Source organism: Janthinobacterium sp. FT14W (assembly GCF_009208755.1).
Classification (GTDB): Bacteria; Pseudomonadota; Gammaproteobacteria; order Burkholderiales; family Burkholderiaceae_D; genus Janthinobacterium; species Janthinobacterium violaceinigrum.
In genome coordinates, this window is the sequence record NZ_WFLL01000020.1 from 37,593 (window position 1) to 58,165 (window position 20,573).

Sequence of the window (20,573 nt, forward strand, 5' to 3'; positions counted from 1 at the left end):
TGAGCTCAGCGACGGCAGCACGCGCTGCCAGCGCGCCGACAGGCGGCGGCCCGTACGGCAAACTAACTGGTGCAGGATTTCCGATGGCCAAGCATGACCGCAAGCAAGATCTGCTGCCCCCATCAGCGCCGCTGAGCCTGTCAGACGAGCGCCTGGCCAACTTGCTGGAAAGTATTACCGACGGCTTCTGCCTGCTCGACCCCGACTGGACCATCCGCTACATCAATACGCGCGGCGCCGACATGTTCGCCCCGCAGCGGCCGCCTGACGCCAGCCTGGCAGGCCGCAGCCTGTGGCAAGCCTGCCCCTCCTTGCAGGGCACGGAACTGGAAGTGCAGTACCGGCGCGCCATGGCGCAGCAGCACAGCTGCAGTTTCGAGCTGCCGTATCCGCCGCTGGGACGCTGGCTGGAAGTGCGCATCTTCCCTTCCAGCGATGGCTTGACCACGTATATCCAGGACATCAGCCAGCGCAAGGCGGCCGAGGAAAGCTTGCGCCAGAGCGGGGAAGACTTGCGCGCGCTGGCCAATTCCATTCCGCAGCTGGCCTGGATCGCCAGCTTCGACGGCACCATCGCCTGGTACAACCAGCGCTGGCACGACTACACGGGCACCAGCGCCGAACAGATGGCGGGCGACGGCTGGAGCATCGCCTACGACGCGCAGCACCTGCCGTCCATGCTGCAAGGCTGGAAGGCGGCCCTGCGCGATGGCGCGCCGTTCGAGATGGAGTTCCCCATCCGCGGCGCCGACGGCCAGTACCGCTGGTTCCTGACGCGCGCCAATCCCGTGCGCGACCGGGGCGGCCAGCTGCTGCGCTGGTTCGGCACGAGCACCGACGTCGACCAGGTCAAGCGCGCGCAGGAAGCCTTGCGCGATGAAACGCGCGTGCTCGAACTGCTCAACAACACGGGCGCGGCCCTGGCCGGCACGCTCGACCTGCCCGCCCTGCTGCAGGAAACCGTCGATGCGGCCACGCGCATCAGCGGCGCGCGCTTCGGCGCCTTTTATTACGACGAGGCGGGCGACGTCCACGACAGCCCCGGCGCCCTGCCGGCGGCACGCGCCGTCAACGGCATCAGCCTGCACCAGGCCGAGGCCATCGCCACGGAACTGCGCCAGGGCCCTGCCACGCGCCAGAACGACCTGCTGGCGGCGCCCGACGCCAGCGCCGACGGCGCGCCCACCTTGCGCAGCTGCCTGAGCCTGCCCGTCAGCTCGCGCTCGGGCCTGTTGCTGGGGCGCTTGCTGCTGGGCCATCCGCAGGCGGGCATGTTCAGCGCGCGCAGCGAACGCATCGTCTCGGCCATCGCGGCCCAGGCGGCCGTCGCGCTCGACAATACGCGCCTGTACGCAGCCGCCACGCGCGCGGCCGAGGAGCGCAAGGTGCTGCTCGACAGCGAACGCGAGGCGCGTGCCGAGGCCGAGCGCACGAACCAGCTGAAAGACGATTTTCTCGCCACCCTGTCGCACGAACTGCGCACGCCGCTGTCGGCCATCCTGGGCTGGGCCCAGGTGCTGCGGCGCGGCACGCGCGACCAGGCCGATCTGCACCGTGGCCTGCAAAGCATCGAGCGCAACGCGCGCGCGCAGGCGCAGCTGATCGAAGACTTGCTCGACATGAGCCGCATCACCTCCGACAAGGTGCTGCTCGACCTGCAGACCCTCGCGCCAGCCAGCATCATCGCCTCGGCCATCGAAACCCTGCGCCCCGCGGCCGACGCCAAGCACATCGCCATCCACAGCAGCATCACCAGCGATGCGGGCAGCATCACGGGCGACCCCAGCCGCATCCAGCAAGTGATCTGGAACCTGCTGTCGAACGCCCTGAAGTTCACGCCGCAAGGAGGACAGGTCGATATCGGCGTGCGCCGCGAGGCGACGCGCCTGGCCATCACGGTGGCCGACAACGGCGTCGGCATCAAGAAGGACTTCCTGCCCCACGTATTCGACCGTTTCCGCCAGGCAGACGCCTCCACCACGCGCCGGCATGGCGGCCTGGGACTGGGACTGGCCATCGTCAAGCACCTGGTGGAGCAGCATGGCGGCACGGTCGCGGCCAGCAGCGCCGGCGACATGCAGGGCGCCAGCTTCACCGTGCGCCTGCCCCTGGCAACGCCGGCCGCGCCGGCGCGCCGGGCGGGCAGCGAGCGGGCCGCCAGCCATGACTTGCGCGGTATCAAGGTGCTGCTGGTCGATGACGAGGCCGATGCGCGCGAACTGACGGAACGCATCTTGCGCGGCAACAACGCCGAAGTGCACTGCGCCGGCAGCGCCGCGCAAGCGCTGCAACTGCTGGACCAGGTGGCGCCGCATGTGCTGGTCAGCGACATCGGCATGCCCGATGCCGACGGTTTCGACTTGCTGGCGCAAGTGCGCGCGCGCGCCTCCCACGATGCGGCGCGGCTGCCCGCGCTGGCGCTGACGGCGTTTGCACAGCCGCAAGATCGCCAGCGGGCGCTGGCCGGCGGCTTCCAGGCCTGGGTTTCGAAACCGCTGGACGCAGCCGAACTGCTGGCAGCCGTGGCTCAGCTGGCGGCGGCGCGCATGAGCGCCGCCCCGTCCTGACGCCCCGCCTCTTAAAAAGATGATGCAAAGAAATACATAGTGCAGAACAAAATGACTATTTTATGGTTTAGCCTTCCTACTTTCAGACGCGGCACTGTCCTACAAGCAACTAAGATGAAGTTTGCTACACTGAAATGCAGAAGCATACCTGCGCGGCGGGCTGGAGACTGTCGACCTTGGCTGCCACGCATGGCAGAAGCGAGTTCAGGCGCTGTTGTGCGCCCTATCTTGTTGCAAGGCGCTACTATCTTTCCAGCCCGCCGCCAGCCGCCCCGCCAGCCCGTTCGCTGCGGTGAAAGCCAGTTGCATAGACCGTATTAACCGAGACCTTACATGCCCAGCCAAGATGAGATTTTGAAAGCCAAAATTTTGGTCGTCGACGATTCACCCGACAATGTCGACCTGATGCTGGAAATCCTGCGCGATGCCGGCTACACCAATGTCACGGCTACCATGCGTCCGGCCCAGGTCTGCCCCCTGCACCGCGAACATTGCTACGACCTCATCTTGCTGGATCTGCAAATGCCGGAACTCAATGGTTTCCAGGTCATGAAAGGCTTGAAGGAAATCGAGCATGGCGGCTACCTGCCCGTGCTGGCACTGACGGCGCAGCCCAGTTTCAAGATCGCCGCCCTGGAAGCGGGCGCGCGCGACTTCATCAGCAAGCCGTTCGACCTGATGGAAGTACACAAGCGCATCCACAACATGCTGGAAGTACGCCTGCTGTACAAGGAACTGGCCCAATACAGCAAGCAGCAGCAGGAACTGGCCCTGCACGACCCCCTGACGGGCTTGCCGAACCGGCGCCTGCTGGAAGACCGCATCGAGCACACCTTGCAGCAATCGGCCCGCAGCCGCGGCAAGTCGGCCATCCTGTACCTGGACCTGGACGGTTTCAAGGCCATCAACGACAGCTACGGCCACGGCTATGGCGATGAAATCCTGAAAATGGTGGCGGCCCGCCTGGTGGGCGCCTCGCGCAAGGAAGACACGGTGGCGCGCATCGGCGGCGACGAATTCGTCATCGTGCAGGGCAACCTGGCCGGCAAGGGCGACGCGCGCGAACCGGCGGCCAAGCTGATCGAAGTCATTTCCGAACCGTACTTCATCAACGACCTGACGTTGCGCCTGTCGACCAGCATCGGCATCGCCATCTATCCGGACGACGCCAGCACCGTCGAGTCCCTGCTGGGCGCGGCCGACACGGCCCTGTATGAAGCCAAGCGCGCCGGCAAGAACCGCTTTTGCTGCTCGCCCCACGAAGTGATGGCGTCGCAGGTGAACATGCAGAAAACCAGCATCCCCTCGATCGCCTGACTTGACGGCGCGCGGCACGTGAAAAAACCGGCAAGCCATCGGGCCCGCCGGTTTTTTTATGCCCGGATATCTTACTTTTTACCCGCCGTCACTTCATGCTGGCCCGCATGCTGATGGTCCGTCTGCGCATTGACGGTTTCCGGCGATACCTCGATGCGCGTGATGCCGGCATCGACGGAAATCGGGTCGCTGGCGGGAAAGGTCATTTCCACGGCGTCATCGAGCAATTCTTCCTTGGCCCGCTCTTCGCCGCTCATGCCCTCTTCATCGGCCAGGATGGCCAGCGCACTGGCCCATTTGACGAAGTTGAGGTTGGACAGTTCGCGCACGGTGGTCACGCCAAACGCCTGCTGCAAGGCCTTGGCATCCTTCGCGCTGACGCCGCGCAAGGCGCTGATGGGGGCATTGACGATGTCGCGGAAGCTTTTGTCGAGGTATTCCTTGTCGACGATGGTATCGATATTCATGGCATGTCCTTTCGTTTCAATAAGCGGGCCGGTGCTGCGCCCTGCGCCGCGGGGCGGCTATGCTGCACGGGAGAATGCATGGTCCCACTATGGCAGCGCGCGCAGTTCCGGTATGTGCGCAGCCGTACGCCCGACGGGAACTGCCCCTGCCTGACGCAAACGATAACAATGCCCATAACACAATAATGATGGGAGGAGATTAAAATTGCCGAAAAGACAGAAATTTTCCATCCATGCGCCTTGCGATGAAATCCTCATGTATGATCCACCACTGGAATTTTGGTCCTTACTTTTCACCACACACGGGGCGCTATGTCCGCACAAACAGATCCGAACAAGGAAGCGGCCCAGGCCGATGCGGAACGCGCCGCCGATCTCAGCGAGTTGCTGGGTCATGTCAATACCAGCTGGGACAATGAACGGCGCGCCCTGTCGCGCCAGTTGCACGACAGCCTCGGTTCCTCGCTGACGGCGCTGACCATGCATTTGTCGCTGCTGACGCAAAAGATGCCGCAGGAAGCGGCCCTGCTCGACCGTGCGGCGACCATGAAGCAACTGCTGCTGAATGTGATCGAAACCAACCGCCAGATGCAGATGAAGCTGTGGAACGACAAGCTGGAGTTTCTGGGCGTCAATGTGGCGCTGGGCGAACTGGCCGCGCAATTTGCCGAACAGCACAAGATCACCGTACGCTGCAGCCTGCCCGACGATGAACTGATTTGCCCCCGCAACGTGGGCGTGGCCCTGCTGCGCACCCTGGAAGAGGCGCTCAGCAACATCGCCACGCACGCCAACGCCACGGAAGTGGACATCATCATCGACGACAACGATGAAGCGCTGATGATGACCGTCAAGGATAACGGCAAGGGCCTGCCCGCCAGGGAAGCCGTGGAAATGAGCAAGCACGGCTTGCGCTCCGTGCGCGAACGCGTGCACTACCTAGGCGGCAGCCTGAACCTGACGGCCAATCCGCAAGGCGGCACGGCCCTGACCGTCGTCTTGCCGCGCATTACGCCAAAAGAATAATCTCCCGCAGCGGACGCCCTGCCCGCCTCAACGGGGCAACGGCATGCCTTCTGCCGGCCACAGCAGCTGTGCCCCCAGCACGTCGCGGCGCGCGCCATGCCCGGTAAGCGCAACGCGATCGCCTTCCAGCACCTGCAGAAAATGCACGACACGCAGCACATCCGTCAATTGCGCCGCCAGCGCGGCATCGGCCGGAGAACCCGCCTGCCGCCACCCCAGCACCAGCAGGCTTTGCCAAATGTCGGGCAATGCCGCGCGCCAGCCGGCCGAAGCGAGGAAGGTGCCGACAGGCTGGCCCAGTAGGCCACTGGCCCGCGTAAACAACTCTTCGCGCGCCAGCTCGCCGGGCCAGCCGTCGAGCTCGGCGCGCCACAGGGGAAAGGTGGCCAGCGGGGGCGGCAACGCGTCCAGGCTGCTGATGAAGCGGGCCTTGCCATAGCCGTCCGTACGGAAACGCATCACCTGCCGCAGGCTTTCCCCGGCTTCCCCCCTGGCCCTGCAGGCCAGCAGCAGCTGGTAGAAATCGAGCTGCTCCGGGTCCAGGCCCAGGCTGTTCAAGCTGATGTAGCGATAGTCGGACTGGTCCGGCCTGGCGGCGCCGTGCGGCTGCGTGGAAGTGTCGTGCATGGTGGTCCTTGGCGTGAGGGTGGTGAGGGACGGCGTCTTGCCCGAGTATAAAGTGTTTGCCGTGCGCGGCCCAGCATCGGCTACACTGGCCAGGCGCGCCGCCGGCGTGCCCTGGTGACCGCCAACACATCGCAAAGACAGGAGACGGCATGCATCGATTCGCAACTACCTTGCTGGCAGCGCTGCTGGCCATGGGCGCCGCCCAGGCCGCGGAAAAAACCGTGCCGCCGCCGGAAACCGTGGACAAGCTGGCCTGGCTGGCCGGCTGCTGGAACGTCGACGGCGCCGAACCTGGCTCAGGGGAGCAATGGAGCACGGCTGCCGGCGGCACCATCCTGGGCACCAGCCGCACCGTCAAGGGCGGCAAGACGACGGCCTTTGAGTTCGTGCAGATCCGCCTCACGGAACCGGGCCAGCTGGCCTACATCGTGCAGCCGTCGGGCCAGCCGCCCGTCATCTTCAACCTGCTGCGCCAGGACAAGCCGAATGAATTCATCTTCGCCAACCTGGACAACGACTTTCCGAGCCGCATCATCTACCGCCGCGACAGCGAGCGCATCCTGCATGCCAGCATCGTCGGCACCCTGAAGGGCAAGTTCACCGCCATCGACTTTCCCATGACGCGGGGCCGCTGCGACGCGGCGCCTGCTGCGCGCGGAAAATAAAAAAGGGCCTCGCGGCCCTTTGCTACGTTGATACGCCTGGTTTAATGCAGCTTGACCTGCGGCGTGCTGCGCTTGATCAGGAAGCGGCCCATGGCCATGACGGCCGTGCGCACGCTGCCCAGCACGGCATTGTGGTGCATCAGGTGCAGGCTCACATACATCATGCGCGCAACGAAACCTTCGACGAACCAGCTCAGGCCCTTCAGGGAACCCATCAGGGTGCCCACCGAGGTGGTGCGGCCGAAGGACACGAGCGAACCGTAGTCCAGGTATTCATACGGCTTCGTTTGCGCCGGCTTGCCCTTCGCCTGCAGCAGGAAGGTCTTCAGCAGGTAGTCGGCTTGCTGGTGGGCAGCCTGGGCGCGCGGCGGCACCAGCTTGCCGTCCGGTCCCGCGCAGGCGGCGCAGTCGCCCAGCGCAAAGATATTCGCGTGGCCCTGCACATTGAGCATGCCCGTCACTTCCAGCTGGCCGGCGCGGTTGGTCGGCAAGCCCAGGGTGGACAAAAACTCGGGCGCGCGGATGCCGGCCGCCCACACGCAGATGTCGGCCGCATAGCTGGTGCCGCTGGCCACCGTCACCTTGTCGGCCTCGATGGTGGTGACGCGCGTATCGGTCACCACCGTGATGCCATGCTGGTACAGCAGCTTCGAGGCGGCGATGGAGACGCGCTCGGGCAGCGGCGCCAGGATGCGCGGCGCCCCTTCGAGCAGAGTGATGCGCACATCCTTGATGGCGTTGAGATTCTGAAAACCATACGCGGCATACACGCCGCTCGCTTCGCGCAGTTCGGCCGCCAGTTCCACGCCCGTGGCGCCACCGCCGATGATGACGATGTCGACGCCCGGATGGCCAGCGTCGCCCTGACGCTGCTCGGCCATGGCCAGCAGCTTGAGCAGGGTCAGACGGAAACGTTCGGCGTCTTCCGTGGCATTCAGGGAAATCGTGTTTTCCTTGGCGCCGGGCACGCCGAAGTAATTCGAGGTGCTGCCCACGGCCAGCACCAGCTGGTCGTAGCTGACTTGCCGCTGCGGCAGCAGCAGCTCATCCTTGTCGGTGGCGATGGCGCCCACGGTGAGGCTGTTCGAGCCCGCGTCGAGCGCGATCAAGGGCCCGTAGACATAGGTGAAACCATTGTCATGCGCGAGCATCTGGTACGACAGGCCCTCCTGGTGGATGTCCAGGGTGCCGGCTGCCACTTCATGCAGCGACGGCTTCCAGATATGGTACAGGCGGCTGTCGACCAGGGTCACCTGGCCGGCACCGAGCTTGCGGCTGAGTTTGCAGGCCAGCTCCAGGCCCCCTGCGCCCCCGCCTACGATAACGATTTTACTATGCAAAGATCCTCCTGCTTGCGTGTTTAGTCCCTGCGCCCGTTGCCATTGCCATTGCCATGACCCCTGCCCGGATTGTCGTCATGCTTGTCGCGCTTGCCTTCATGCTTGTCGCGCTTGTCATCATGCTTGTCAAAGTGCTTGTCAAAGTGCTTGTCGTCACGACGGCCGCGGTCGCCGTAATCGGGACGGCCATGGTCGCCATGCTGCTGGCGGTAACGGGGCACATACTGGTTGTTATACCAACTATCCTGGACGAAATATACCTCTTGGTTACAGGCATTATACTTGCGGCAGTGCTTGGACCAGTGTTTCGCATGGCCGGGCGGCACGCGCAGGTAGATCGGGGCGGCCGAATAGTATTGGGGGCGCTGCACAATGACGGGCTGGGCGTAGATCAATTGGGGCGCGGGATAGTCGCCTATGTCGAGGCGTCCGTAAAAGCCTGGCTGGCCCACGGTGACGGAAACGCCAACCTGGGCAACAGCGGCGGTGGCGGCCGACAGCAAGGCGGCGGCGAGAATCAGGTTTTTCATGAGGACACTCCTTTTATCAGTTATGCCTTCATTGTAGACCTTGCGCGTCAACTAGTTTGTTCGCAAGGACACATAGGGATGGCCGTGGCAAACTCACCACAGCTTGCCCAAAGGCACGACCAAGCCGCTGAACAGCGACCAGTCCGGCGATGCCGCCGTCAAGCCGCGCGCCATGCCGATATCGATGGCCAGCCGCGGCGTGGGACTGTAGGTGGCCGCCAGCAGCAGCTGCGCGGTGGCCGGCGCACCGCGCAAGCGCGTGCCCGACACTTCCGCCGTGGCGCCCCAGCGCGCGCTGACGGGCGTGGAAAAGGATGCCGCCCAGCCCGTTTGCATCGTGCCCGCGCCAGGGTCGGCAGCCCCCAGGCGCGTGGCGTTCAGGTTGGCGTCCATGTGCACGGCGCCCAGGTCGCGGCTGAAAATACCGTTCAGCGACACGTCGCTCTTGCCGCTGCCAATGCTGTCCTTGGCCGTCGGCAACTTCCAGCCCAGTTCCAGGCCCAGCGCCGTGGCGCTGTCGAGCACAAAGGCGCGCTTGAGCACGATGGTCGTGTCGCCCACGCCCGTTTCGCGGCGCCCTGTGTCATCGCGCGCGCGCACAAAGCCCTCGCCTTCGAGCAGCAAGCCCCATTCGGGGGTGAACGCCAGTTTGAACGTGTACGGCAGGCTGGCGCGGCGCGTGCCGTCCGTTTTCGACAGCAGGCCGCCAGCCTCGAATTCCAGCTGGCCCGGCACGGGCAGCTGAGCGGGACTGGCCACGGAAGGCCGGTAAGGCAGGACGGGGTCGCCGTCCTGCGCCTGCGCCAGGGGCGCCAGGGACGACAACAGCAGAGACAAGCAAAACAGCGGCAGGTAAGAAGACGGCATGGGAAACCCGGAAGTGGCAAACGCGCAATACCGACAGCCTACCACCAAGCCCGTGCGTCCGTGGCGCGCGATCAAGCCAGGCGCCGCACACCCTGCCTGACGGCCGGCGCCGGCCGGCGCAGCGGCGTGACATTGCTGGCCGGCGCCACGGCCAGTTGTTGCGCCTGAGCATGCAGACGGAACACGCCCACCAGTTCCGTCAAGGTCTGCGCCTGGTCCTGCAGCGATTCGGCGGCGGCCGCCGCCTCTTCCACCAGGGCCGCATTCTGCTGCGTCACCTGGTCCATTTGCAGCACGGCCTGGTTGACTTGCTCGATGCCGGCGCTTTGCTCGGCGCTGGCGGCCGTGATTTCCTGCATGATGTCGGCCACCTGGCGCACGCTGGCAACCACTTCATCCATGGTCCTGCCCGCGTCATGCACGAGCCTGGAGCCGATTTCCACCTGCTCGACGGAGTCGCCGATCAGGGTCTTGATTTCCTTGGCCGCACTGGCGGAGCGCTGCGCCAGGTTGCGCACTTCGGACGCCACGACGGCGAAGCCGCGCCCCTCCTCGCCTGCCCGGGCCGCTTCCACGGCCGCGTTCAAGGCCAGAATATTGGTCTGGAAGGCAATGCTGTCGATGACGCTGATGATGTCGACGATCTTGCGCGAGGACGCGTTGATCGATTCCATCGTCTGCACCACCTGCCCCACCACGGCGCCGCCCTTGCCGGCCACCTCGGAGGCGGCGCCGGCCAGCACATTGGCCTGGCGCGCATTGTCCGCATTCTGGCGCACGGCCGACGTCAGCTGTTCCATCGAGGACGCCGTTTCTTCCAGCGAGCTGGCCTGCTCTTCCGTGCGGGAAGACAAGTCGAGGTTGCCCTGGGCGATTTCGCCGGACGCCGTGTTGATGGTATCCGTGCCCGAACGCACCTGGCTGACGATGCCCACCAGCTTGTCGCGCATGGTTTTCATGGCAAACAGCAAGCTGGTGCCGTCGTGGCCGGCCGTGCGGATATCCACGGTGAGGTCGCCCTCGGCGATGGCGCCCGCGATCTTGACGGCATACGCCGGTTCGCCGCCCAGCTGGCGCGTCAGTCCGCGCGTGATCAGCGCTCCCAGCGCCAGGCCGGCCGCCACGCTGCCCAGCACCAGCGCAATCATGAAGCTGCGGCTGGCCTGGTACACGCCGGACGCCTGCACGGCCGCCGCCCTGGCGCGCTCTTCCTTCTGCAGCGACAGCTTGTCCAGCACACCGTCGAGTTCGTCGGCATGCAGGCGCGTCTTGTTGAGCAGATCCGTCAGCTGCGCGCTGCGCTGGGCCAGCGGCTCGGCCGCGGCCAAGGCCAGCGCCTGCTGCATGGTGGTAATGTATTCCGCTTCGACGGCGGCAAAGCGGGCAAACAGCTCCTTGGCGGCCGGCGTGACGAACAGCGGTTCCGCCTTGGCCAGATAGCGCTTATTCATGTCGATGAATTTGGCGATGTCCGCCTGGCGCGTGGCGCGCTCCTCGGCGCTAGTGGCCAGCAAGAAATTGCCACGGGCGCGGCCCACCTTGATCAAGGCGATATTGGCTTCCTTGATGTACGACAGACCCAGCAATTCGCTGTGGTACATCTGCCCCGCCATGGCATCGATCTTGCCCATGTTGAAGATACCGATGCCGGCCACGATAGCCCCCATCAGCGCCACACAGAAAAATGCCGCCAACAAGCGCGTTCCCACCTTCATCCGGTTCAACATGATTTCTCCCCTAGACTGGCCGATACTCGATGTAACTGGAGCGTACTGGCTTGAATATAAAGAAAAAACAGGGAAAAAAATGCTCGGATTGTCACCAAACAACAATTCCTTGATATACAGCAACATACGCAACGGCTTGCCGTGCTAGGCAAGCCGCGCGCTGATTTCCAGTAATGCGGAGAATTAATGCCCGCTGTGGCCGGCCGGCTTGCGCACCGTCATTTCCACACTGCCCTTGGCCGACGCTTTGCCCGCGCCCTGGCCCCGCACGGGTTCCGGCAAGGCGCCCGTCCATTCATACGCCACGCTGCCGGCCGGGTGCGTGTACCAGCCCGGATCGCGGTAGTCGCCCGGCTTCTGGTCCTTGCGCACCTTCACCGTGGTAAACATGCCGCCCATGCCGATGGCGCCGAACGGGCCGTCGCCCGCCATCATCGGCAAGGTGTTGTCGGGGATCGGCATCTGCATCTCGCCCATATCGGCCATGCCCCGTTCGCCCATCACCATGTAGCCGGGCACGAGCTGGTTGATCTTCGCCGCCACTCCCTGGTGGTCGACGCCGATCATGGTGGGCACGTCATGCCCCATGGCATTCATCGTGTGGTGCGACTTGTGGCAGTGGAACGCCCAGTCGCCCGGGTCCGTGGCCGTGAACTCCACGGCGCGCATCTGGCCCACGGCGATATCCGTCGTCACTTCGGGCCAGCGCGATTCGGGGCGCGTCCAGCCGCCATCCGTACCCGTCACCTCGAATTCGTGGCCATGCATGTGGATCGGGTGGTTGGTCATGGTGAGATTGCCCACGCGCACGCGCACCTTGTCGCCCTGGCGCACCACCATGGGGTCGATGCCGGGGAAGACGCGGCTGTTGAAGGTGAACAAATTGAAATCCGTCATGGTCATGATCTTGGGCGTGTAGCTGCCCGGATCGATGTCATAGTTGCTGAGCAAGAAGACGAAATCGCGGTCCACCTTCATGAAATTCGGGTCTTTCGGGTGCGTGACCCAGAATCCCATCATGCCCATGGCCATCTGCGTCATTTCATCCGCATGCGGGTGGTACATGAAGGTGCCGGGGCGCTTGGCAACGAATTCGTACACGAAGGTCTTGCCGGGAGGAATGCCCGCCTGGGTCAGGCCCGTGACGCCATCCATACCGTTCGGCAAGCGCTGGCCATGCCAGTGCACGCTGGTGTGTTCCGGCAATTTGTTGGTGACGAAAATGCGCACCCGGTCACCCTCCACCACTTCGATGGTGGGGCCCGGCGACTGGCCGTTGTAGCCCCACAGGTTGGCCATCATGCCGGGCGCCAGCTCGCGCACGACGGGTTCGGCCACCAGGTGGAATTCCTTGACGTTGTTGTTCATGCGCCAAGGCAGGGACCAGCCATTCAGGGTGACGACGGGGTTGTACGGCCGCCCGTTCGGCGGGGGCGGCGGCGCCTTCGTGTCCGCGCCGGCCATGCTGACGGCTTCCGGCAACGAGGCCGCGCCCACGCGGCTGACAGCCGCGGCACTGAGGGCGACAGCGCCCGCATTCATGAAAAAGTTTCTACGTGTAATCATCATTATTCCTTTGCCGCAGTTGCCGCACCTGGGCCGCTGCCATTGATGGCCGATTGCAATGCCGTTTGGGCGATCCAGAAATCGCGCTGGGTTTCGATGGCGCCGTTGACGCTGGCGACCTGCTCGCGCGCATCGGCCAGCAGTTCGAACACGCTGGCCAGCATGCCGTTGTAGCGCAGCAATACTTCATGCGAAATGGTCTTGCGCAGCGGCACGACTTCATCGCGGTAGTGGCGCGCCAGGTCGTAGGCCGTGCGGTAGCTGGAATACGCCTCGCGCACTTCCGAGCGGGCACGCACCGCCGTGCCCGCCGTGCGCTGCAGCGACTGCTCGTACAGCGCCTGCGCCCGGGCGTTGCGCGCCGTGCCCCAGTCGAACAGGGGCAGCTCCAGCGACACCTCGTAGCCGTTTTCGCGCGGCGCCTCGCTCGTACTCTTGTTGGTATAGCCCACGTCGAGCACATTGACGACCCCCGTCACCCTGGACAGGCCCAGCGCGCTGGCCGTGGCGTGCGCGTCGAGTTTACTCATCTGCACGTCGAGGCGCTGCTCCATGGCCTGCGCCTCGATACTGCCCGCATCAACGGCCTGGGCCGGCAAGTCGGGCAGGCGCGACGGCAAAGTAAAGCCGGTCTGCCCGCCCCACAGGCCCAGCAAGCGCGTCAGGTGCTCGCGCGTGGCCGTGGCCTGGTGGCGCGCGCGGGCCAGGTCGCCGACGGCGTCCGCGTAGAACACTTGCTGGCGCGCCTGGTCCAGGCGGCTCCAGTTGCCCGCCTGCTGCAGGCGCGTGGCCAGTTCCGCGCCCGCCTCGGCCGACACGAGCGCCCGCTGCATGAACGCTTCCGTCTGCACGGCGGCGACGGCATGGAAGTAGGCGCGGCGCGTGTCGGCCGCCAGCTGCACGGCGCTGCTGGCGGCCTGCAGCTTGGCTTGCTCGAAACGGCCCCGCTCGATGTTCACGCGCATCGGCATGGTCAGCAAGCCAGCCAGGTCGAAGCTGACGCCGCGGTCGATTTCATTGCCGTGGCTGCCGTGCGAACGGCCGAACGACAGGCCCGGGTTGCGCAAGCGCCCCGCTTGCACCAGGTCCGCCTCGGATGCGCCCAGCCGGGCCAGCGCCACCTTCATGTCCTGGTTGTTCATCAGGGCGATGCGCACGGCGCTGTCGGCGTCCAGGGGCTGGGCCAGCAGCTGCGCCAGCTTGGCTTCGCCGCCCTCGCCGGCCAGCGCCGCAGGGGCGCCCGTGCGGGCATCGGCCAGCGCGGACACCGTCTGCATGCCGCCATCCTGGCTGAAGCTGGCGCAGCCGCCCAGCAGCAGGACGGCCGCTAGCGCCAGCGGCGTCAAACAAGTTGATTTTGTAAAGCGGGCCATGTCAGTGTCCTTCATGCTGGTGTTGCGGGGCGGGCTTGTCCGCCGGCTTGGGCTGGGCATGATCCATCGGCATGGCATGACCTTCCATCTTGTGGCCTTGCATCTTGTGGCCTTCCATCTTCATCATGCCCATGTGGCCGCCGGCCTTGCCGGCCTTGTCGTTGACGGCGCGCCAGGCCTGGTCGGGCGTGGCCTCGTCGTCGGCGGCGGGACGGTAGCCCGCGAAGGCGGAGCGGTAAATGGTGGCCGGCACTGGCGCTTGCGCCTCTTGCGGGGCGGATGGGCTTGGCGTTGCGGCGGCCGGGCTGGCGGCACTGGCGGCCAGCGCGGGCAATGCAACGCCGGCGGCCAGCGCAAGGCTGAACAGGTATTTCATGGTATTCCTCGAATGACGGGGGATGGCGCGGCGGGCGCGCAGGTGGAACGGGGGGCGCGGCCAGCACGGCCGGATGGACGTGCAGCGGCCGCACCGCCGGGTTCACGGGCGGTCAGGCGGAGCGCGTGCTTCTCGGGGGGCGTTCCAGGCCGGACGGGATATGCCCGGCGAACAGGGAATCGGGCGCCAGCGCCGGAGGCGGCGCGCGCAGGGTCAGGGCCTGCAAGGCGGGCATGCCGGGCGGCGCCGTGGCGCCCACGGTGCAGGCGCCATGGTTGCTGCAATCGTGGCCATGCTGCGTGGCGCCGCCATCGTCCATGGCCATCTTCATCTGCATCGGCTGATCCTGCATGGCCATGTCGCCCATGTCATGGCATTGGGGCGTTTGCGCCTGGGCGGGCGCGTGCACGGCCGCGACGGCAACCGCCAGCTCGTCCAGGCAGCAGCTGCGCATGGCCGACGCAAAGCCCTGCAAGGGCAGCGTGACGGCCAGCAGCCAGAGCAGCGAGCGGGCGAGAAAGCGGAAAAAGGCACGGTTCATGGCACGACTATAAACCTTCCCACATGAGGAAGGTCAAGTCCCATTTGCCATCCGCTCAATGCGTGAGCCAGATCACATACGCGCCGTAATAGCCTTCCCCCTCGAACACGGCGTGGCCGTCCGCAAACGACACGGTGTGCACTTGATTGACGGTGAAATAGGCGCGCCGGTCGGCCGTCTCCACGTCGCCCCAATAGCGGGCATCGGGTGAGCGGTAGCCGCTGGCGCGGCCGATGGCCGTCATCAGGTCGAAAATCATGAAGTCGTACAGCATCCCGGCCAGCAGGGGCCGGTGGCCCGCCAGCATGGCCGTGATGTCGGGGTAGCCGGCCTGCTTCAGTTCGGGCAAGTCGCTTTGCTCGTACTGCAAGTCGTCTTCGCGGCAAGTCTGGATAAAACTGTTGAACGGCTCGTCCAGCAGGCCCGCCAGCGCCGTTTCCGGCACGCACAGGCGAAACGGGCGCAGCGGCAGCTCGCTGCGCTGGCCGTAGTTGAGTTCGCGGCAGCCGAGCAAGGCCAGCGCGTGGGGCCGTCCATCGACGTCGCAGCGGATGCCAGGTTCTTGCTCAAACGTCATCAATATTCATCCCTGCCATGCCAGCCGCCGTCCTTATGCATTGTAGGGCCACATGGTAAGCGCTGGCGGGCAAACGCGACAGGCTCAGATGCAACAGAAAACAGGGGATCAGTTCATGCCGTACGGCAATACCGTCAGGCAGGCTCCGTGATGCCCACGCAGTTGCGGCCGTTTTCCTTGGCCACGTACAGAGCCGCGTCGGCGGCCAGCAGCACGGCATCCGTGCTGCGCTCCCCGTGCGACGACGAGACCACGCCCAGCGAGACCGTGATGGCGCCCGCGCCGGGAATCACGGCGGTGGCCACCTTGGCGCGCAGGCGCTCGGCCACCTGCATGGCCACATCGAGGTCGGCGTCGGGCAGCAGCATGATGAATTCATCGCCGCCATTGCGGCACAGCACGTCGGCATCGCGCGAACAGGCGCGCATCAGCTGCGCCAGGCGCAGGATGACGTCGTCGCCCACGGCATGGCCCCAGCGGTCGTTGACTTGCTTGAAGTGGTCGATATCGATGGCGATGACGGAAAACGGCCGCGCCTGCGCCTGCCAATCGTCCAGCGCCGCCGCCATGCCGCGCCGGTTCGACAGGCCCGTCAGCGGGTCCGTCTGCACGTCCGTCTTCAGCTTGCCGATCTTGGTCTGCAGCAGCGCCAGGCCCTTCAGCAAGGCTTTCTTGATCTGCGCCGCTTCCACGTACCAGGAGCGGATGGCGGCGATGTGCTCGGCCGTGCCGGGAGAGTCCATGCGCCGCGCGCCCTCGGCCAGCTGCACCAGCGGCCGCGAAATCAGGCTGGCCAGCCACCAGATGAATGGCAGGCTCAGCAAGGCGATGGGCAGGGAATGCCACACCGTATCGGCCATCAGCTGATTCAGCGGGGCCAGGGTCATGGCCGTCGGCCGCTGCGCCACGATGCCCCAGCCCGTCGACGGCATGACGGCATAGCCGGCCAGCATGTCCACGCCCAGGCTGTTGTACATGCGCCGGTTGCCGCCGCCCTGCTGCGCGATGATGGCGTCGATCACTTCATTGCGGCCCGCCAGGTCGCCCAGGCGCTCCGGGTCCGGGTGGTACAGCAGGCGCCGCTTCTGGTCCACCACGTACAGGTAGGAACCGTCGCGGTAGTAATGCTGGCCCAGCATGGTGTACAGGATGTTTTTCTGTTTCAGGTAGATGCTGCCGCCCACATAACCGAGATAGCGGCCATCCTTGCCCACGATGGGGTGCGAAATGAAGACCACCAGGTTGCCGGCCGAGGAGACGTAGGGCTGCGTCACCAGCGGGCGCCGCTCGCGCAGCGCCTGCACGGCGCCGGCCGAATCGAGCGTGCGGTGCTTGAGGGCCAGGGTTTCCGGCGACACGCCCAGCACCTTGCCCTGGGCATCGACGATGAGCACGGAATTGAAGCTGTTCGTCTGCAGGCGCAGGCGCTGCGCCTCGCCCGTCAGCCAGGCGTCGTCGTCCATGCGCGACGGCAGGCCGCCCGCGCTGTAGGCCAGCTGCTGGCGCGCCGACTGCAGGAAATCCTCGGCCGTGCTGGCCAGCTTGCTCGCATACGCGTGGTTCGCCTCCAGGGTGGTATCGATCAGCAGCTGGCGCTGCACGCTGTAGCTGGCATAAAAGGTATTGGCCAGGGACACCAGGGCGCTGGCAAAGGCCACGAGCACGATCAAGCGGCGCAAATTCATGCGCAGAACAGGTTTAGTCCACATGGCGTCGGCAAAAATGGGGAGTAGGAAGAAAGTATTGCGCTAAAGAAAGGGCGCATTATACCGAGACACCCGTGCCAATATTGAAATCTTGGCATCAATGGTCAAAGAATGTGTACAAGCGGCAACGCAGGGCGCTGCCGCCTTGACCTGCATCAAGCGTGGATGGCGTGCTTCCTGACCCAGTCCACATAGCGCTGCATCCAGCCCTGGAAGAAGCCCAGGCTGGCCGGGCCGATGCCGCCATGCTCGTCGAACAGGCCGTCCTTGGCCTGGATAAACATTTCAGGCTGGCCCAGCAGCGGCACGTCCAGGTAGGCCAGCACATTGCGCAAATGCTGCTGCGCCAGGGCCGTGCCCGTGGCGCCCACGGAAACGCCCAGCACGGCGCCCGGCTTGCCGCCCCACACGCTCTGGCCGTACGGACGCGAACCGTGGTCGAGGGCGTTTTTCAGCACGCCGGGAATCGAGCGGTTGTATTCGGGCGTCAGGAACAGCAAGGCTTGCGCGTCGGAAATCTCCGTTTTCAGGCGCAGCACCTGCTCGGCCTGCGCGCCATCGTCGTCCTGGTTGTACAGCGGCAGGTCGCCGATTTCGATGTGCTTGAAGGAAAACTCGGGCGGCGCCAGCTTGACGAGCGCATCGGCCAGCTTGCGGTTGAAGGAATCCTTGCGCAGGCTGCCGACAATGATTGCAACGTTATATTGACTCATAGATATCCCCGATGGTGGTGAAAAAATAGCCCTGGAGTGGACTTCACTGCAGGACTATCTTGCCACACAATCATGGGTTTTGCGCTGCCTGGCGTGCGTCGCCAGCGCTTTTGGCAGGTGCTAGCGTGCCAGGCCCTGATACTCGCGGTAATAGCGCCCGCCCAGGTTGGTCAGCACCTCGTAGCCGATGGTATTGGCCATGGCCGCCACGGCGTCGACCGGGTGTTCGGCGCAGATCAGGTCGACCAGGCTGCCCGGTGCCACGCGCTCCTGCGCAATGGCGCTCACGTCGAGCGTGATGGAATCCATCGAGATGGCGCCGATCTGCGGCACCTTCACGCCATCGACGATGGCCAGGCCCTGGTTGCTCATGCTGCGCAGCCAGCCATCGGCATAGCCGACGGACACGGTCGCCACCTGGCGCGGCTCGCTGGCCGTGTAGCGGCGGCTGTAGCCCACGTGGTCGCCGGCGGCGATCGTGCGCGTCTGCAGCACCTTGCCTTGCAGGCGCACGACCGATTGCAGGGGATTCGGCTCGCCGCCCTGGGGCGCGATGCCGTACAGGGCTGCGCCGGGGCGCACCAGGTCGAAGTGGTAGTCGGGCGACAGGAAGATGCCCGAGGAATTGGCCAGGCTGGCGCGGTACTGGGGCAAGCGGGCGCGGATGGCGACGAAACGGGCCAGCTGCTCGCGGTTCATGGGGTTGCTGCGCTCGTCGGCACACGCCAGGTGGCTCATGATATAGCGCACCTTGATGCCGTCGAGAAAGTGCTCATCGGCCAGCCAGCCATCGATTTCCTGCGGCGACAGGCCCATGCGCGACATGCCGCTGTCGACCTGCACGATGGCATTCAGGGTGGTGCCCAGTGTTTTTGCGTGCTGGCGCCAGCCGGCTACCTGCGGCTCGCTGTTGAGCACGGGCGTCAGGCCATGGGCCGTGAATTCGCCTTCCGTGCCGACGGGCGGGCCGTGCAGCACGAAAATGTCCGCATCGGGCGCCACGTGCGGACGCAGGCTGATGCCCTCTTCCAGGTGGGCCACGAAGAAATGGCGGCACCCTTCTTCATACAGGGCCGCGCCCACTTGCGCGGCACCCAGGCCATACGCGTCGGACTTCACCACGGCCGAGCAGGCGGCCGGATGCGCCTTGTCGCGCAGCAAGCGGTAGTTGGCGCGCACGGCGTCCAGGTCCACCGTCAGGATGGCGCCGCTACGCTCTTTCGGAGGCATGCTGGCCCCCATCTCAAGCCACCGCGTGTTGCAGTTTGCCATTGCCCTGCGCGCCGCTGTAGCGGCTGACGGACAGGTCGTCGGCCAGGATGGCAGGCTTTTTCGACGACATCAGGTCGGCCAGCAATTGCGCGGAACCGCAGGACATGGTCCAGCCCAGGGTGCCGTGGCCCGTGTTGAGGAACAGGTTGCGCAGCGGCGTTCGGCCGACGATGGGCGTGCCGTCCGGCGTCATCGGGCGCAAGCCCGTCCAGAAGGTAGCCTCGGCCGTGTTGCCGCCGCCGGGGAACAGGTCGTTGACGACCATTTCCAGGGTTTCGCGGCGGCGCGGGTTCAGGTTCAGGTTGTAGCCGGCGATTTCCGCCATGCCGCCCACGCGGATGCGGTCGTCGAAACGGGTCACGGCGATCTTGTACGTTTCATCGAGGATGGTCGACACGGGCGCCTTGGCCGCGTTGACGATAGGCACGGTGATCGAATAGCCTTTCAGCGGGTACACGGGGATGTCCAGCAGCTGCTTCATGAAGCCCGTCGAGTAGGAGCCCAGTGCCACCACGTAGGAATCGGCCTTGACGATTTCCGCGCCGCATTGCACGCCGGCGATTTCATCGCCCTGCGTCAGCAGCGCGTCGATCGCCACGCCATAGCGGAACTTCACGCCCAGCGCCACGGCCATTTCCGACAGGCGCGTGGTAAACAGCTGGCAATCGCCCGTTTCATCGTTGGGCAGGCGCAAGCCGCCGAACAGCTTATCCTTGACCGCTTCCAGGGCCGGCTCCGCGCGCGACAGCTCGTCGCGCTGCAGCACTTCATATGGCACGCCCGCCTCCTTCAACACTTCGATATCCTTGGCGGCATCGTTGTATTGCTTTTCGGTGCGGAACAATTGCATCGTGCCTTGCTGGCGGCCTTCATACGTGATGCCCGCCTCGGCGCGCAGCACCTTGAAGCAGTCGCGGCTGTACTCGGCCAGGCGCACCATGCGTTCCTTGTTCACGGCATACGCTTCAGGTGTGCAATTACGCAACATCTGCCACATCCATTTGAGCTGGGCGGCGCTGCCGTCGAGCGAGATGGCCAGGGGCGCGTGGCGCTGCATCATCCACTTCACGGCTTTCAGCGGAATGCCGGGCGCAGCCCATGGCGAGGCGTAGCCGGGCGAGATCTGCCCCGCATTCGCGAAGCTGGTTTCCAGTGCCGGGCCCGGCTGGCGGTCGATGACGGTCACCTCATGTCCTGCCTTGGCCAGATAGTAAGCACTGGTGACGCCGATGACGCCGCTACCCAGAATCACAATACGCATAGTTTCCTCAATTATATTTATGGCTAGTGCCAGATTAACCGCTATCATATTGGGA

General features: G+C 65.2%; 19 protein-coding genes. 4 read left to right on the top strand and 15 right to left on the bottom strand.

Translation table 11 applies throughout. From position 1 onward, the window contains the following. The first annotated feature begins 83 nt into the window (after positions 1–83). Positions 84–2,567 (top strand): ATP-binding protein, encoded by a 2,484-nt coding sequence (locus GCN74_RS14955; protein ID WP_152257416.1) that lies wholly within the window; start codon positions 84–86, stop codon positions 2,565–2,567. Between the two features lie 333 nt (positions 2,568–2,900). Continuing rightward, positions 2,901–3,884, top strand: a complete 984-nt coding sequence (locus tag GCN74_RS14960) for a diguanylate cyclase domain-containing protein (protein ID WP_152257417.1) — start codon at positions 2,901–2,903, stop codon at positions 3,882–3,884. Positions 3,885–3,955: 71 nt separating this feature from the next. Here GCN74_RS14960 and GCN74_RS14965 read toward each other — a convergent pair whose 3' ends face one another. After that, positions 3,956–4,351: a hypothetical protein gene (locus GCN74_RS14965; protein WP_152257418.1), complete on the bottom strand. Its 396-nt coding sequence runs from the start codon at positions 4,349–4,351 to the stop codon at positions 3,956–3,958. Between the two features lie 312 nt (positions 4,352–4,663). Here GCN74_RS14965 and GCN74_RS14970 point away from each other — a divergent pair, with 312 nt between their 5' ends. Beyond that, positions 4,664–5,377: a sensor histidine kinase gene (locus tag GCN74_RS14970; RefSeq protein WP_152257419.1), complete on the top strand. Its 714-nt coding sequence runs from the start codon at positions 4,664–4,666 to the stop codon at positions 5,375–5,377. 27 nt (positions 5,378–5,404) lie between these two features. Here the strand turns inward: GCN74_RS14970 and GCN74_RS14975 are convergent, their stop codons facing one another. Continuing rightward, positions 5,405–6,004, bottom strand: coding sequence for a hypothetical protein (locus tag GCN74_RS14975; RefSeq protein ID WP_152257420.1), 600 nt, complete (start codon positions 6,002–6,004; stop codon positions 5,405–5,407). 149 nt (positions 6,005–6,153) lie between these two features. On the opposite strand from GCN74_RS14975, the gene GCN74_RS14980 reads away from it, so the two are divergent. After that, positions 6,154–6,669 (top strand): DUF6265 family protein, encoded by a 516-nt coding sequence (locus GCN74_RS14980; protein WP_152257421.1) that lies wholly within the window; start codon positions 6,154–6,156, stop codon positions 6,667–6,669. A 41-nt stretch (positions 6,670–6,710) separates the two neighbouring features. On the opposite strand, the gene GCN74_RS14985 is transcribed toward GCN74_RS14980, so the two are convergent. From GCN74_RS14985 to GCN74_RS15045, 13 genes are all read right to left on the bottom strand, one after another. Continuing rightward, positions 6,711–8,009 carry an NAD(P)/FAD-dependent oxidoreductase gene (locus GCN74_RS14985; protein WP_152257422.1) on the bottom strand — a complete coding sequence of 433 codons (1,299 nt, stop codon included), beginning with the start codon at positions 8,007–8,009 and terminating at the stop codon, positions 6,711–6,713. A 20-nt stretch (positions 8,010–8,029) separates the two neighbouring features. After that, positions 8,030–8,539: a hypothetical protein gene (locus GCN74_RS14990; RefSeq protein ID WP_152257423.1), complete on the bottom strand. Its 510-nt coding sequence runs from the start codon at positions 8,537–8,539 to the stop codon at positions 8,030–8,032. 93 nt (positions 8,540–8,632) lie between these two features. Further along, a complete protein-coding gene (locus tag GCN74_RS14995) occupies positions 8,633–9,406 on the bottom strand; it encodes a transporter (RefSeq protein ID WP_226939052.1) in 774 nt (257 codons plus the stop codon). A 71-nt stretch (positions 9,407–9,477) separates the two neighbouring features. Continuing rightward, positions 9,478–11,133 (bottom strand): methyl-accepting chemotaxis protein, encoded by a 1,656-nt coding sequence (locus tag GCN74_RS29645; RefSeq protein ID WP_152257424.1) that lies wholly within the window; start codon positions 11,131–11,133, stop codon positions 9,478–9,480. A 183-nt stretch (positions 11,134–11,316) separates the two neighbouring features. Beyond that, the gene (locus tag GCN74_RS15005) at positions 11,317–12,699 is read right to left on the bottom strand and encodes a multicopper oxidase family protein (RefSeq protein WP_152257425.1); all 1,383 of its coding nucleotides are present in this window, start codon (positions 12,697–12,699) and stop codon (positions 11,317–11,319) included. Positions 12,700–12,701: 2 nt separating this feature from the next. After that, the gene (locus GCN74_RS15010) at positions 12,702–14,072 is read right to left on the bottom strand and encodes a TolC family protein (RefSeq protein ID WP_226939053.1); all 1,371 of its coding nucleotides are present in this window, start codon (positions 14,070–14,072) and stop codon (positions 12,702–12,704) included. Between the two features lies 1 nt (position 14,073). Then, entirely contained in the window at positions 14,074–14,448 is a 375-nt protein-coding gene (locus GCN74_RS15015; RefSeq protein WP_152257427.1) for a hypothetical protein, read from the bottom strand. A 112-nt stretch (positions 14,449–14,560) separates the two neighbouring features. Beyond that, entirely contained in the window at positions 14,561–14,989 is a 429-nt protein-coding gene (locus GCN74_RS15020; RefSeq protein WP_152257428.1) for a hypothetical protein, read from the bottom strand. A gap of 55 nt (positions 14,990–15,044) precedes the next feature. Further along, positions 15,045–15,566, bottom strand: coding sequence for a hypothetical protein (locus GCN74_RS15025; protein WP_152257429.1), 522 nt, complete (start codon positions 15,564–15,566; stop codon positions 15,045–15,047). Positions 15,567–15,700: 134 nt separating this feature from the next. Beyond that, on the bottom strand, positions 15,701–17,275 hold the full coding sequence (locus tag GCN74_RS15030) for a sensor domain-containing diguanylate cyclase (protein WP_152257430.1): 1,575 nt from the start codon (positions 17,273–17,275) through the stop codon (positions 15,701–15,703). Positions 17,276–17,427: 152 nt separating this feature from the next. Then, positions 17,428–17,985 (bottom strand): NADPH-dependent FMN reductase, encoded by a 558-nt coding sequence (locus GCN74_RS15035; RefSeq protein ID WP_152257431.1) that lies wholly within the window; start codon positions 17,983–17,985, stop codon positions 17,428–17,430. Positions 17,986–18,105: 120 nt separating this feature from the next. Next, positions 18,106–19,215, bottom strand: a complete 1,110-nt coding sequence (gene alr, locus GCN74_RS15040) for an alanine racemase (protein ID WP_226939054.1) — start codon at positions 19,213–19,215, stop codon at positions 18,106–18,108. 13 nt (positions 19,216–19,228) lie between these two features. Continuing rightward, positions 19,229–20,518 (bottom strand): D-amino acid dehydrogenase, encoded by a 1,290-nt coding sequence (locus GCN74_RS15045; protein WP_152257433.1) that lies wholly within the window; start codon positions 20,516–20,518, stop codon positions 19,229–19,231. Positions 20,519–20,573: the final 55 nt, after the last annotated feature.

Coding starts and splice junctions, on each gene's coding strand:
- GCN74_RS15030 (WP_152257430.1), bottom strand. CDS start 17,275: ATGTGGACTAAACCTGTTCTGCGCATGAATTTGCGCCGCTTGATCGTG.
- GCN74_RS15045 (WP_152257433.1), bottom strand. CDS start 20,518: ATGCGTATTGTGATTCTGGGTAGCGGCGTCATCGGCGTCACCAGTGCT.
- GCN74_RS15035 (WP_152257431.1), bottom strand. CDS start 17,985: ATGAGTCAATATAACGTTGCAATCATTGTCGGCAGCCTGCGCAAGGAT.
- GCN74_RS14960 (WP_152257417.1), top strand. CDS start 2,901: ATGCCCAGCCAAGATGAGATTTTGAAAGCCAAAATTTTGGTCGTCGAC.
- alr (WP_226939054.1), bottom strand. CDS start 19,215: ATGCCTCCGAAAGAGCGTAGCGGCGCCATCCTGACGGTGGACCTGGAC.
- GCN74_RS14970 (WP_152257419.1), top strand. CDS start 4,664: ATGTCCGCACAAACAGATCCGAACAAGGAAGCGGCCCAGGCCGATGCG.
- GCN74_RS15010 (WP_226939053.1), bottom strand. CDS start 14,072: ATGGCCCGCTTTACAAAATCAACTTGTTTGACGCCGCTGGCGCTAGCG.
- GCN74_RS14955 (WP_152257416.1), top strand. CDS start 84: ATGGCCAAGCATGACCGCAAGCAAGATCTGCTGCCCCCATCAGCGCCG.
- GCN74_RS15005 (WP_152257425.1), bottom strand. CDS start 12,699: ATGATTACACGTAGAAACTTTTTCATGAATGCGGGCGCTGTCGCCCTC.
- GCN74_RS14965 (WP_152257418.1), bottom strand. CDS start 4,351: ATGAATATCGATACCATCGTCGACAAGGAATACCTCGACAAAAGCTTC.
- GCN74_RS14990 (WP_152257423.1), bottom strand. CDS start 8,539: ATGAAAAACCTGATTCTCGCCGCCGCCTTGCTGTCGGCCGCCACCGCC.
- GCN74_RS15020 (WP_152257428.1), bottom strand. CDS start 14,989: ATGAACCGTGCCTTTTTCCGCTTTCTCGCCCGCTCGCTGCTCTGGCTG.
- GCN74_RS15025 (WP_152257429.1), bottom strand. CDS start 15,566: ATGACGTTTGAGCAAGAACCTGGCATCCGCTGCGACGTCGATGGACGG.
- GCN74_RS15015 (WP_152257427.1), bottom strand. CDS start 14,448: ATGAAATACCTGTTCAGCCTTGCGCTGGCCGCCGGCGTTGCATTGCCC.
- GCN74_RS14980 (WP_152257421.1), top strand. CDS start 6,154: ATGCATCGATTCGCAACTACCTTGCTGGCAGCGCTGCTGGCCATGGGC.
- GCN74_RS14975 (WP_152257420.1), bottom strand. CDS start 6,004: ATGCACGACACTTCCACGCAGCCGCACGGCGCCGCCAGGCCGGACCAG.
- GCN74_RS29645 (WP_152257424.1), bottom strand. CDS start 11,133: ATGTTGAACCGGATGAAGGTGGGAACGCGCTTGTTGGCGGCATTTTTC.
- GCN74_RS14995 (WP_226939052.1), bottom strand. CDS start 9,406: ATGCCGTCTTCTTACCTGCCGCTGTTTTGCTTGTCTCTGCTGTTGTCG.